Annotated in this window: 9 protein-coding genes; 4 read left to right on the forward strand and 5 right to left on the reverse strand. The window is 32.0% G+C overall.

Annotated features, from left to right (window positions below):
• From OXU93_RS02715 to OXU93_RS02725, 3 genes are all read left to right on the forward strand, one after another.
• On the forward strand, nt 1-1716 hold the full coding sequence (locus tag OXU93_RS02715) for a DUF3685 domain-containing protein (protein WP_267384339.1): 1716 nt from the start codon (nt 1-3) through the stop codon (nt 1714-1716).
• 136 nt (nt 1717-1852) lie between these two features.
• A complete protein-coding gene (gene ftsH / locus OXU93_RS02720) occupies nt 1853-3799 on the forward strand; it encodes an ATP-dependent zinc metalloprotease FtsH (RefSeq protein WP_324127347.1) in 1947 nt (648 codons plus the stop codon).
• Nucleotides 3800-5684: 1885 nt separating this feature from the next.
• Complete coding sequence (locus OXU93_RS02725; protein WP_267384341.1) at nt 5685-6227, forward strand: NYN domain-containing protein; 543 nt, start codon at nt 5685-5687, stop codon at nt 6225-6227.
• Between the two features lie 62 nt (nt 6228-6289).
• Here OXU93_RS02725 and OXU93_RS02730 read toward each other — a convergent pair whose 3' ends face one another.
• The 5 genes from OXU93_RS02730 to OXU93_RS02750 all read right to left on the reverse strand — a co-directional run bounded on the left by OXU93_RS02730 (nt 6290) and on the right by OXU93_RS02750 (nt 10343).
• Nucleotides 6290-6628: a P-II family nitrogen regulator gene (locus OXU93_RS02730; protein WP_267384343.1), complete on the reverse strand. Its 339-nt coding sequence runs from the start codon at nt 6626-6628 to the stop codon at nt 6290-6292.
• 194 nt (nt 6629-6822) lie between these two features.
• Nucleotides 6823-8001, reverse strand: coding sequence for an LL-diaminopimelate aminotransferase (locus OXU93_RS02735; RefSeq protein WP_267384344.1), 1179 nt, complete (start codon nt 7999-8001; stop codon nt 6823-6825).
• Between the two features lie 80 nt (nt 8002-8081).
• A complete protein-coding gene (locus OXU93_RS02740; protein ID WP_267384346.1) occupies nt 8082-8411 on the reverse strand; it encodes a thioredoxin family protein in 330 nt (109 codons plus the stop codon).
• Nucleotides 8412-8608: 197 nt separating this feature from the next.
• Nucleotides 8609-9376, reverse strand: a complete 768-nt coding sequence (locus OXU93_RS02745) for a PspA/IM30 family protein (RefSeq protein WP_267384348.1) — start codon at nt 9374-9376, stop codon at nt 8609-8611.
• 211 nt (nt 9377-9587) lie between these two features.
• Nucleotides 9588-10343, reverse strand: coding sequence for a PspA/IM30 family protein (locus OXU93_RS02750; RefSeq protein WP_267384349.1), 756 nt, complete (start codon nt 10341-10343; stop codon nt 9588-9590).
• Between the two features lie 1477 nt (nt 10344-11820).
• Between OXU93_RS02750 and pabB the strand changes: the two genes are divergently transcribed.
• The gene (pabB, locus tag OXU93_RS02755; protein WP_267384351.1) at nt 11821-13962 is read left to right on the forward strand and encodes an aminodeoxychorismate synthase component I; all 2142 of its coding nucleotides are present in this window, start codon (nt 11821-11823) and stop codon (nt 13960-13962) included.
• Nucleotides 13963-14866: the final 904 nt, after the last annotated feature.

Here is a 14866-nt window from a genome sequence, read left to right on the forward strand (position 1 = left end):
GTGAGCGATCGCCCGATTAATCTACTGCTAATTGATAATGATGCTATTTTTCGCTTAGGACTGTCTAATGTCTTAAGCAACTATTCGAATTTTTGTGTTGTCGTTCAAACAGACTTTTCCCAGCCCGTCCAAGAAACTTTAGTTGGACAGTCAATAGATTTAATTATTTTAGATCCAGATACTCCAAATAATGTCTCAGAGGGGTGGAGATTTCTTAAAGAAATTAGACAAACCTACCGCAACTTTAAAATATGCTTGTTAAGTCGTTTGACTGACCCTTTATTACTACAAACTGCTAAACAAGCTGGTGTTGAAGGTTACTGTCTAAAGGGAATAACAATAGAATGTTTAGTCGAACAACTACAGAAAATAGCTCAGGGTCAGACGGTTTGGCCAACGTTAGCCCTCCCTTCGTCTGATGTCATCTTAGAACAACCTAAATCTCCTCAGGCATGGCTTTTACAGGGTAAACAATTAGGCTTAGAACAAATTAATAAAACCGTTGCCAAAATTAATCTACGGCTCAACCAAAACCAATTATCGTGGATTAACAAAGAATTTTTAAAAGTGAGAAAACGAGAGTTATTAGCTGCAAAATGGTTAGTTAATAAATTAATCCCCATTAGTATTACTATGGCTAACCAGATTTCACAATCAAAGTTTTCCTCAATAGGCTCTAAAGATGATAACTATTCTTCTGAATTCCTATCTGAGTCTTCAACAAATATTCTAGGATTAAAGTCAATAAATAGTTTAGTCATCATTAAAAATACACTTAAAAAAATAGCGATCAATTCTAATAATTTAACATCAACTCCTTTCGAAATAGATATTCTCAAAGATGATAAAAAAGAAGAGTTAATGACTATTGTTATTCATCAGCTTGGGAGAGTATTAGAAGACTTAGATTTTATCAAAACAGATACTTCAAAATTACCAAAAGATACTGTTATGATTACCCAGAAAATTTGGAAAGAATCAGCAGTTAGCTTTTTATGTAAGTATTGTATTTTAGAACCAACAATAACTTTAAACTATGTTGAGAATATTATTGATGATAATGTCAGCTTAGTCAAGGAAGAACTTATAAAAAAGACACCTTTTTTTGATGAGTTATTAAAATACTTGCTTTTTGATCAAGGACTAAAAATTAAGGGTACTTTGTACTGTGCTAAAACCCCTGAAGCTTATCATCAAGCTGAGATTCTTTTCGAAAACTTTATTATTCATATAGCTAATGGAATCACCTTTTTAATTTTAAATAATTTTTCAGACACCGAAGTAATTAGTCGGAAATTATTTTTAGATAAAATGGGTTGCTATAGAGAAATTACTAAATTTCGTAACAACCTATCCTGGGTTTATCGTCAAGAAAAATTTTGGGAAGAACCAAGTAATATTTTTGAAAGTAAATACAGACTATTATTTTGGGGTAAAAAAGGAATTGAAACCACTTATATCTATGCCTCACGACAACATGAACTTAGACAGCTTAAAGGGGTTCGTTGGGTAGTTACCATGATGTTAGAATCTCGTGATGCTTTTGCCCCTATATTGCGTTCTATAGTTAGATTGATTGGAAACAGTTTAGTTTATCTACTAACTCAGCTTATTGGTAGAGGATTAGGACTAATTGTCCGTGGAATCATTCAAGGAATTGGCAATGGTCTACAGGAAACTCGCTATAGAAAAAGTAGAGAACGACGAGATTCCTAGCCTTATGGGATGAGAGGGGGAGAGTTAAGGAGAACAACAGCTAGTACTTAACTGTCAACAAACATGCTACCTTGACGATTGTCTCTCATCAATTCTTTGACATCATCGTTCATAATAAAAATAAAACAACTTCTTTATGGACAACTATCTTAAGTTGGCCTCAGGGCAAAATCAAACTCAACAAGCTATGATAAAACAGAGTACAGCAATCCCCAAGGTTCAGCAACAAAAGAAACAGAAAATCTTTTCAAAAAAATGGGATTGGTTTATTACTGGTTTGATGCTCATTCAATCATTACTAATTGCCACACCCAGTTTGGGACAAACGAAAACAGACACCAAAATTGAGCAAGGTAGTTACACCCAACTAATTGAGAACGTTAAATCGAATCAAGTAGTAAACGTAGAAATTGATCCCAAACGACAAAAAGCCAAAGTCACCTTAAAGGACCAAGATAGAAAAGAACGATACCAAGAAATTTCAATATTTAAAAATCATTTTAATACTGAATTGATCACTAAACTTCGAGATCACGAAGTACCATTTACAATTCGTCCCTCTACTGATAATTCAGCTACAATTGGGCTAGTCACCAATTTAATTGTTCTTTTTTTGTTATTTGCAATTTTTCTGGTAATCCTACGACGTTCGGCCAATGTGTCTGGTCAAGCTATGAATTTTGGGAAATCTCGCGCCCGCTTTCAGATGGAAGCCAAAACAGGAATTACCTTTGATATAGTGGCTGGTATTGACGAAGCTAAAGATGAATTGCAAGAAGTAGTAACTTTCCTCAAACAACCTGAAAAATTTACTGCAATTGGTGCAAAAATCCCCAAAGGCGTATTATTAGTTGGACCTCCAGGAACGGGTAAAACCTTACTCGCTAAAGCCATTGCGGGAGAAGCGGCTGTCCCCTTCTTTAGTATGTCAGGCTCAGAATTTGTGGAGATGTTTGTTGGTGTCGGTGCTTCACGAGTACGAGATTTATTCAGGAAAGCTAAAGAAAACGCTCCCTGTCTAATCTTTATTGACGAAATTGATGCAGTAGGTCGGCAACGAGGAGTAGGTTATGGGGGAGGAAATGATGAACGAGAACAAACTCTTAACCAATTGTTAACCGAAATGGATGGCTTTGAGGGTAATCAGGGAATTATTGTGATTGCAGCAACCAACCGTTCTCATGTTCTCGATAAAGCATTGTTACGCCCTGGACGTTTTGACCGACAGTTAATGGTAGATTATCCTGATTTAAAGGGTCGTCAAAGCATTTTGGAAGTTCACGCCAGGGATAAAAAAGTTGACAAAAAAGTGTCCTTGGAGGCGATTGCTCGACGGACTCCAGGATTCACAGGGGCAGATTTAGCCAATGTTCTCAACGAAGCAGCAATTTTCACTGCACGGCGACGAAAAGAAGCAATTACCATGACAGAAGTTAACGACGCTATTGATCGGGTTGTAGCTGGGATGGAAGGAACTCCTTTGGTCGACAATAAGAGTAAACGGTTAATTGCCTATCATGAAGTGGGTCATGCAATTGTAGGAACTTTATGTAGTGGGCATGATCTAGTGGAAAAAGTTACTTTAATTCCCAGAGGACAAGTTAAAGGTTTAACTTGGTTCACCCCAGATGAAGAATATAAACTAACAACCAGAAATCAATTGTTGGCTAGAATTGCTGGTTTATTAGGAGGTAGAGCTGCCGAAGAAGAAATTTTTGGCGAGGATGAGGTCACAACTGGAGCTGGGAACGATATTGAAAAGGTAACTCACCTAGCTCGACAAATGGTAACTCGCTTCGGAATGTCTGAGTTAGGATTAGTTGCCTTAGAAAATGATGATCACAATGATTCTGATTATTCTCAAGAGATTGCCGGCAAAATTGACCATCAAGTGCGACATATTATAAATTATTGCCATAATAAAGCTCGGAATATAATTCAAGATAATCGTAATGCCATTGATTACTTAGTAGATGTTCTTATTGACCAAGAGACCATTGAAGGAGAACAATTCCGCCAATTGTTAGAAAGATTCGAGGTTTCTTTTCAGCAGTCATTAGAATATTCAATTAAATTATTGTAAGTTCGTATAATTACAGAGTTAACTATATATCTTGTTATTTTCGTCTTTAAGCTACTGAAGCATTATTTCAATCACTTTTACTTACTAATAAGTAAATAGCTTAATTATGACTTATATATCGAAAGTCAAAGAACTTTCTTGTATTTTATATGGCATCCAAATTTATATTCTTGACGGAGCAATTATTTTTAATTTTAAATTATTACTTTTGTCAAAAGTATAAGTTTGGGAGTATTAGTAATGTCGTTAAAGAGAGCAAAACTATCATAAACCAAGTTATTTATCTGTTTGATAAATGGATGAATTTGAATTAACTTTTAAACTAATTTAAGTAAAATTAACTGTAGGTAAGTGTTGTATGCACATTGTAAAAATTTATCAAAAGTTTCATCACTTACTATTTAAGTTTTAACAATATTTTCTAATTTATGATTTTCTACTTTATTTAATACATTTTTCTAAGACTGATAATATTTTTGATTCTCTTTATCCTAGTCTTTTCTTTTTTTGTTACTTAAGTTCTCTTTGCTCTCGAGTAATAGATATTTACTATAGATTATACTGGCCAGTTTTTATATATTTTTATCTTTAAGTTTTTTTGTTACGATTTTTTAGCATACTACTATTATTCTGGCATTAGAAAATATTTTTTGATAACTATATCTAGATAGTCTTATTAGACTTTTATTTGAATAAAAAATGATAAATTTTAATAAAAAAGTATATTATTTACAAAATATAGAAACATTTTTTGTTTATACATAAAACCTAAATTAAAATAGAATATACTCTGGTAATCTTAGCAGATTTATTTAGGATAATTATTTTTGTTAAATCTCATCATTATAATAGATTTTTATCAATAGTTCTTAAAAAATATTATTATTATATTTACTAGATTATAATACTTGATTATTTTAAATAATTAATATTGATATTATACTTTGTATAAAGTAACAATTTAGTTTCTATTTAGTTTCTATTTATTATTATTTTGCCTTAAATAAGCTCTAACAGTAGAAAGATATCATACTTTTTATATTTTGTTGTAATCAATAATAGATATTGCTTTATTAAGAATCAAATTTTAATAATTAATATTTATTTATATTTCACTTCAAAATATAAATCCTTATACTCCTTTTAAGAGTTTATTATCTTAATATAAACTAAATTTATCGTAAACTATCATTACTTACATAAAATATTTGTTTTTTAGATTTATCTAAAAAAGTAGTGTAAATTAGCTATTTATTCAATACATAATAGTGTTTTTAGTACATATATATTTTTACGATACTATACTATTGTAGTTTAGTTGTTGCTCTTGAATAGTCTAAAATCTATTTTTTATGATTATTATCATTAATAGTATTGCTATTGAGGGTAAATGAGCTAATTAATTATTTCACTAGCAATATCGAAGTATAATTAGTTAACTGTAAAAGTGAATTACCGACAATTATAGTTATTGATTATATTTAATTATTAAATAAACTCTCCTGTAGGATTATCAAAAGATATAAAAAATTACCATTTGTTTCAGTTTGATATTAATTTTTTATGTTAATTTATTCTCTTTAAAATTAAATCCAGTATAGTAAAACAATTTAGGTTCTTTTTCAGTGGTTTAAGAAAAGTCTTAGATAGTTATATCCTTAGTATTCTATCAATGGTTAAAGATTTTTACTTAAATAAAAATATTTATTTGGAAGTATTTTTATCATCTACTTCTACATCAAAGACTTATACTTTCTATTTAAGTTCTCTATTATAACAAAGGGGAAACTTTTAAGGTAAGATTTTAATTAAGTAAGATTGCTTAACTAGACTATTAAGCTAAAAGATTAAATTTTATTTCTAAATTATCTTAGGTTTTAATTTCATGGATGTTGCAAATATTTGTATTCTTCAGAAAGAACGCGTTTCTATATTTGTCGATGGTAATAATATGTTTTATGCACAACAAAAAAACAGCTGGTTTTTTGACCCTAGAAGAGTTCTAGAACATTTTACTAAAGATCCTATAGTTAGTTTGGTGAATGCTTTTTGGTACACTGGACTGAAAGATTCTCAAGATCAAAGAGGATTTCGAGACGCTTTAATAAGTTTAGGATATACAGTAAGAACTAAAATTCTTAAAGAATATTATGATGATACATCAGGTCGTTATTCACAAAAAGCTAATCTTGATATTGAAATTGTAGTTGATATGTTTAATACAGTAGATCAATACGATAGAGTAATACTTTTTAGTGGTGATGGAGATTTTGAAAGAGCGATTGAACTATTACGTTCTAAGAATACCCATATTACAGTTGTCTCTACAGAGGGGATGATTGCTAGGGAATTAAGAAATGCTACTGATCGCTATATTGATCTTAATGATATTCGCCAAGATATTGAAAAACTTGATTGTCAAAGTTAAGCAACATTAAAACTGTATTATATAATGGGGAAGGACTAATGGTCCGTAATCCCCTATCTTAGTTAAATCGCTTCAATATCGCTTTCTCCAGTGCGAATACGGATAATTTGATCTACGGGAGAGACAAATATTTTTCCGTCTCCAATCTCTCCGGTGCGTGCCGCAGCGATCAATTTTTTGATCACCATATCTACCTGAGGATCTTCGACTACAATTTCTATCTTAAGTTTTTGCAGAAACTCCACTGTATATTCTGATCCACGATACCGTTCTGTTTGACCTTTTTGTCTCCCAAATCCTCGCACCTCAGAGACCGTCATTCCGACAATTCCTGCATTGACGAGAGCAATTTTAACATCGTCTAATTTAAAAGGGCGAATGATCGCTTCTACTTTTTTCAAATTAATTACTCCTAAAGATGTCCCTTAGCTTTTAGTTATAATGCCAGTTCCTAAGCTTATGTTATCTAGAATCCAAAAATTTTTCTAAGAGCCACTGTCCCTAAAGCAATGGAGTGTATTTTTTTTAATGCAAGTTTAGATAACACATATTTTACTTAAATTTGCAGTATTTTATAGATATGTGTTAATAAACATTAAATAGTTTTTTCTAAAAACCCAGCAATTCTCTCAACTGCTACTTCTAACACATCAGAGTTATGAACTAAAGCAAATCTAACATAACCCTCTCCCTGTTTTCCAAAACCTGCTCCAGGAGAAACTGCAACTCCTGTTTTTAATACTAATTGTTGACAAAAATCAATTGATTTATTTTGCCATGATCGTGGCAATTTTGCCCAAACATACATAGTTGATTTAGGAGATTCAACTAACCAATTAATATTATTTAATGCTTCGATAAAAGCATCCCTGCGTTTTTGTAATTCAGCAACAGTTTGTTTAACAGTTTCTTGAGAGCTCTCCAGAACAGCAATTGCTCCCTTTAAAATTCCTCTATATTGATTAAAATCAACAATTGTTTTAATTTTTTTTAATGCCGTAACGAGTTCAGCATTTCCAATAGCAAATCCGATTCTAAATCCACCCATGTTATAGGACTTAGAAAACGTAAAAAACTCGATTGAACTAGATTTATTTGGATCTGCTTGTAAAATAGATGGCGGTATTTCTATACCATCAAAAACAATGTCAGCGTAAGGAAAATCATGAACTAAAACTAAACTATTTTTTTGACAAAATTTGACTGTTTCCTCAAAAAAAGACAAGGAAGCCATGGCCGTCGTAGGATTATGAGGATAGTTCAATACCATTAAACGAGCCTTAGCCAGAACAGAAGTGGGAATATCTGCTAGGATGGGTAAAAATTTATTTTCTGCTAACAAGGGCATTGTATAAATCTGTCCCCCTGCCAAGTAGACGCCACCTGCATGAGAAGGATAACCAGGATCACATAATAAAGCTATTTCCCCAGGATTGAGAATTGCTAATGGAAAATGACCTGTTCCTTCTTGAGAGCCAATCAAGGGTAATACTTCTGTCTGAGGATCAATCTCAACATTGAAACGCTTAGTATACCATCTGGCCACAGCTTCCCGAAAAGGGAGTGTTCCATGATGCAACAGATAACCATGGGTGATGGGATCGTGCAAAGAGTTTTCAATAGTAGCAATCGCTACATTTGGGGCCGACAAGTCAGACGATCCCAATGATAAGTCTATGATAGTTTTCCCTGCTGATATAGCCTCAGCTTTTGATTTATCCATATCGGCGAAGACATTGCTTGACAGATAATTGAGACGGTTAGCAAAGCGCATAGTCTTTACAAGAGGGGTATCAATGACTTATTTGAACAATTTTACAAACAGTCATTAACGAATAGTTAATGACTTACTATCTAACTTAAATGAGGATCTAGAATGTCCCCAATAAGTTTTTGTTTTGTGATGGCCCCTTCATGGGAAGCTAAAAGTTTTTTGTCTTTATAGAGTCTCAAAGCTGGAACTCCTTTTACTTGACACTCAGCAGTTGCCTTAGGATTAGGATCAACTTCTAATTTAACAACTTTAAGGCGATCACTATAAGTTTGGGCTATCGCATTGATGGAAGGAGAAACTAATTGGCATGGACCGCACCAAGAAGCCCAAAAGTAAACTAGAACCGGTTGCTTCGTGTGAAAAATTTCTTCCTCAAAGTTGGGATCAGTAATTTCTAGAACACTACTCATAATTGCTTTTTAATTGGTTGTTTAATAATTGAGTTGTCGATTATCTAGGTTACAGGGTTGTCAGTTATTTTGCTTATCTTTTATTCATATCAATCCTGGAGTAAAGCGAGCTGAATTTGGCTAGCTGAGGAGATGCAGCAAAATACGCCCCTAAAAAGTAAAAGGTGATTTTCGGTAACGTATTTTAGTCCACTTCTTTAGAGATTGTCCAATTGTTTACGTAAGTCTTCTAGTTCCGTATCCACTGCTGAATCTTTTCGAGATAATTGGGGATCAGAGGCTTCAGGTAATTTCTTTGGTTCGGGAATTCCACTGATTTGTGCTTTGAGCATAGCTAATTCGTCATCTACACCACTTGCAGACTCTAATTTAGCAAATTGTTCTTCAATACCAGTATCGCTTAACTCTCCAAAGGCTTGGGAACGGGCTTCCATATCCAATACTTTGGATTCCATACGCTCAAAGGCTGCCATTGAGCCACTAGTATCAACACCACTTAAAGTTTGCTGAATTTCTGCGTTAGCCTTAGCTGCTTTAGACCGAGCGATAAGCATATTTTTCTTAGTTTTAGCTTCGGAAATTTTACTTTCTAAAGCTATTAGATTACGCTTGAGGGTATTGACTTGGCTATTTTGTTGTTCCAGCTGTTGTTTAAGAGTTACAGAAGTATCAGTATGAGTTTTTTTACGGACTAAGGCTTCTCTAGCTAGACTTTCATCTCCTTGAGAGAGGGCAAGTTTAGCCCGTTGCTCCCATTTATTAGCTTCTGATAGATCCTGATTGTACCGTTGCTCAGTACGCTTTTGTTCGGCAATAGCACGGGCGACTGCTTGACGTACTTGTATTAAGTCTTCTCCCATATCATTGAGGGTTTGTTCTAATACTTTTTCGGGGTCTTCTGCTTTGCTGACGAGATCGTTTAAGTTAGCTCGGACAACTCGGCTTAGGCGATCAAATAATCCCATGATGCTGTTTATCCTCCGGTGTGTATACTGGGGTAAGTAAAATTTTAAAGTTAAAATTAATTTTTTTATGCCACTGAGTATGGCTTGCCCATTTCTAGTTTGGCATATGAAAGGTCATGGAGGGAAAGTAAGGAAACCAGAGATAGAAAACAATTTTGGAATACTCCTGAATAAAATTACCCTTTTTTTCTCAATAATTATGTTTTAAAAATTAATCGGGCTTAGCCTTAATTGTATCTATTTTCGAAGAAGAGTCTGATGATTGATTAGACTGGCGTGAGGTCATTTTTTTTCCTTTGAGGTTAACAATTTCTGTATCGATGATTTTATCCATTTCTAAGTCTATGAATTGCTGTTCTAAGGAATCAGCACTCAAACTTTGGGTTATTTCTGATTCAACTTCTAGTTTCAAAATTTTCGATTCTATCTGCTCCAAAATGCTGTTAGAATCACCCGAATTTAGATTTCCAACAATTTCCTGTAGTCTTTGGGAAGCTATAGCTGATCGTAGTCTAGCTAGGTTAAGGTTTTTCTTTGCTTTAGCTTCAACGTACTTTTGTTCTAGAGTTCTTAAATTTTGCTTAACCTTCCCAATTACTTGATTTTGTTGTTTTAGTTGATTTTCTATTTCTTGAGACTGTATTTGATAAGATTGACGGTTAATAAGGGACTCCCTAGCTAGCGGTTCATTCCCTTTATCAATAGCCATGACTGCTTGTTTGTACCATTTTTCTGCCGCTTTTTGGTGGTGAACTAACTGCCGTTGTGCGTTTTTGTTAGTAGCGATTGCTTCTGCTAACGCTCGTCGCATGGTAATCAATTCCTGTTCTATTTTTATGATCGCCGTTTCTAAGATTTTTTCGGGATCCTCTTCTTCTTTGATTAAGCCATTAATATGTGATCGAACAACTCGATGAATTCTTTCTAACCATTCCATAACCATCTTCAATTTTTTCAGTCCACTCATCCATGTTAACTTGAGTTTGAGTTTAGGAGGGAGACATAGTCATTGGATGTAAGTGGAACATTCTTGTACTTCTTGATTTATATAAAAACAAGCTAGCGTAGCCCATTCTAATCTACTTTCATCTTTGTTCATAAATTTTCTATTATTAGATCAAAAATTGTGTTGGACACGATTAATATTGGTTAGAATTATTGATTTAATTTAGTTTAGTTTGTTGCTTATTTATATTAATACTTTGTTGCTATTTACATAAATTAAAATCATAATCATGATACCATATATATGGTAAATTTTTAACAAACAAATAAGCAGCATTTTTAAGTATTCAGCTACTTATTTATTATACCGATGTAAATGAAATAAAGGCAATTAAAAATTAAACTAACAAATTGTATAATTTATTGACTTGTTTTTAAAGAAAAATACGATTAAGTTATATCCGATAGCATTAAGACTAATAAACAAATACAAAAAACAACGCTATTTTATATATGCTAATTTAAATTACTGTTAAATATAAACGATTCAAGCAAATTAAAACACTAAAAATATGTCATATTAGTTTACTATATAATATGCTTATTTTTTTGAAGGCTTAATGACATATTTTAAATTAATTAAAAGATATAAAGTTAAAGTATTTAAGCTCAATAACTAGGTATTTCCTAAAATACAGAAAAAACTGTAAACTGATATCTATTGAGTTGAGTTATTTACTGACTCAATTAAATAAAACTGCCAATTATAAAAATATATTTACGAAATACAATTGAATATATTGTTATTGTAAATATATTTCAACTCCTTTAACTTAGCCATCACATAAAAAATAATCATTTTATATACTAAAAGCGTTTATATTTTTTGTCTTTACTCTTTTTTCATAAGTTTTCACACAAAAATTATAATTTATTACTTTTTAGTTGAAATAATTTTTTCATACATTAAACAATATTTAATCAGTTTAATGCTATTTATCCCTAGTATTTATTATTAATCAAATTATTTTATATAAAGATATAATATCATACTTTTAATCAATGTATAACAGCTTAACTGCTAGAATTACTATTTTATATTAGATAACTAAATTAACTATCCTAGCAATATAATAACAATTTTTTTGCACTATAAACTATGTCTTATATGATTTATAGCTTTAATATAAACTTACTATAACTTTACATTATATGCTTATATAAATTAAGTAGCAATAAGCTATAAATATGATAATAATTTTTTTGCAGATGATTATACTATCGTCATATTCTAATAAGTAAATTGATTTTGTATATAGTATGCTACATTAAAAAATGAAGCTATATCAGTTTCTTACTAAAGAATAATCCCTAATTCTTATTCATTAATCTCAAAAAAACTTTTTTTATGTTTTTTATAAAGAATTTTACTGGAGCTAAATAAAATTTAATTATTTATTTAAATTAATTGTCCCTAAAATTTTGTGATAGTAATAACTATGAAAACTATATTAATTGATAATTACGATTCCTATACTTTCAATCTTTATCAAATGATTGCACAGGTAAATGGAGAACCTCCAATTGTTATACACAATGACCAATTTACTTATTCTGAACTACAGGCTTTATCATTTGACAATATAGTCATCTCTCCTGGACCAGGTCGTCCAGAAAATCAGAAAGATTTTGGAATTTGTCAACAAGTAATTAAAAAAATAGGGGTTCCCTTACTAGGCATTTGTTTAGGTCATCAGGGTATTGGTTATGTTTTTGGAGGCCAAGTTATCTATGCTCCTGAAGCAATGCATGGACGATTGAGTCGTGTCTATCATGACAACTCTGAAATATTTGCTGATATTCCTCAAAACTTCTGTGTTGTTCGCTATCATTCTTTAATTGTTGCCCCAATATTACCTGAGAGTCTAAAAATAACTGCTTGGACAGCAGATGGAATTATCATGGGGTTACGCCACCAATCAAGACCAATTTGGGGGGTACAGTTTCACCCTGAGTCTATCAGTACTGAGTATGGATATACCTTATTAGAAAATTTTAGAAATATTACTAAGCAATATTTTACCGAGAAAGACAGAAGACAAAGTGTGATGGATCAAGAGTTTTCTATTGTTCCAACCGGTTATTTTCACCAATTCCATAATCTTGATTACCAAGTTTATAGTCGTCAACTTAATATTGATCGAGATCCAGAACAAGTTTTTGTTCATCTATTTGGAGACAAAACCCCTGCTTTTTGGCTTGACAGCAGTCTAGCCGATTCAAATCTTTCGCGTTTCTCTTTTATGGGAGACGGTTGTGGTCCCAACAGTAGATTGATTCAATATAATGTTCAGACTAGAGAAGTATCTGTCACTCAAGGAAACGAATTGAATGTGTATAAAGAGAGTATATTGGACTATCTCAAGCGAGAACTTGAATTGCTTAACTGCTACTGTGATAGTTTACCTTTTGACTTTAATTGTGGTTTTGCTGGTTATTTTGGTTATGAAATTAAGGCCGAATGCGGCAGCACATTAGAAAATCCTTCATCATTGCCTGACTCTAGCTTTATCTTAGCTGATCGATTAATTGTCTTTGATCATCAAGAACTAACAACCTACGTATTGTGTCTAATGAAAAAGGAGCAAGAAAGTGAAGCTGAGGCTTGGTTTGACACCATAGAGCAAAAACTATCGACGTTACCATTATTAGAACCACCTACTCCCAAAAATAGTAACAAACCAGTCACTTTTCGCTTTAGCCGCTCTTACCAAACTTACTTAGATAATATCCAACATTGTCTCTATGAAATTTCTGAAGGAGAAAGCTATGAAGTCTGTTTAACTAATAAGATTTCTACTGATAGTAAACCTGATCCTCTAACACTTTATCGAATATTAAGGAAAACTAATCCAGCACCCTACTCAGCATTTTTTCGATTTGAAGATCTCGTCGTTCTTAGTTCTTCCCCAGAGCGTTTTCTAAAAATTGATCGTAATAATAAAGTCGAATCCAAGCCGATTAAAGGAACCAAAGCAAGAGGGATTAATATTCAAGAAGACCAGGAAATACAAAAAAGTTTAAAAAATGGGGAGAAAGATCGTGCTGAAAACTTAATGATTGTGGACTTGCTACGAAATGATCTAGGACATGTATGCGAAATAGGCAGTGTTCATGTTCCTAAATTAATGGATATCGAAACTTATGCTACTGTGCATCAATTAGTCAGTACTATTTGCGGACACCTTCGTAAAGATCTCAGAGCCACCGATTGTATCCGCGTAGCTTTTCCTGGTGGATCAATGACTGGTGCTCCTAAATTGAGAACCATGGAAATTATTGACAGGCTTGAAGGAGAAGCACGGGGTATTTACTCAGGGGCAATTGGTTTTCTAGGACTCAATGGTACAGCTGATTTGAACATTGTCATACGTACAATTGTAATGACCCCAACTGAAACGACTATTGGTGTAGGAGGAGCAATTGTTGCTCTATCAGATCCCCAGATAGAATTTGATGAAATACTTCTCAAGGCACAAGCTTTAATTAGAGCTATTCTACTCACCGTTCATGGGGAAATTAATCCTAACTTGTACCATATTATGGATATTCCATTAGTCAAACAAACCGTTAAAATTTAAGAGTAGATTCAATATGTTGTTAACAATAAATTTTCACAGATATCTTTTCTGATAATTTTTTTCATTACATGGATGTAGTTAATATAAAGAGCATTCAAAAGATCATAAAGAATTATCTTGATATTTTAATATTAAGTAATTAATTCATAGAATGGATAATAACAGACTAAGTTATTTGTCAGTTGCATATATATTTTCTATTAAAATAGAAGTTTATTTGTTTGAATTGTCATTATTTTATCTCGCTGCTACTTCGATATAATCTGTTTATTTGCTTAATTTATCCTATCTTGCCCTTGATAGAATTCTGTATTCAATGAACATAATTCTGCTATTTAACTACATTTTTAAAATATTATTATCCTTCAAAAATTATATATAAAAAGAAATATAAGCCATGAAAATATTTTTTAATTTTTTATAAAAAATAGCAAAATAAAACTTCAAGTTAAAAAATAAATTAATTCGATCAAGGAACAAAAATAAAAAATGATATAGTAATTATTATCGATAGGAACTTAGTATAGGTAAGTAACTTAATTAAAATAAAACCAAAAAACAAAAAAAAGAGTATTTATATTTATTCCTAAATACTTAGTGTCTTTAATATCTAATTAAGGTTGAATATTTCACTTTAGCTAATATTGTTTATTAGAGATTTATAGTACCATCAACAAATTAAGTACAACAAGCTAATAAGTACTGTTACACTGTTACGAAGATAAAATGTAGATACTAAAGATGATATTTGCATAAATTTAAAAAGGGTAACTTTACTTAAGCTTAATTTATATACCAACAGTTCATATATTTAAAATTATGAACTTAGCTTCTTATTTTTAAGATATCTTGAGTAGGTTGATTGATAAAAATTATCAAGTTCTTCGAATGGCAATATTGCGGT

This window comes from Cyanobacterium sp. uoEpiScrs1 (assembly GCF_947331815.1).
GTDB lineage: Bacteria > Cyanobacteriota > Cyanobacteriia > Cyanobacteriales > Microcystaceae > Rippkaea.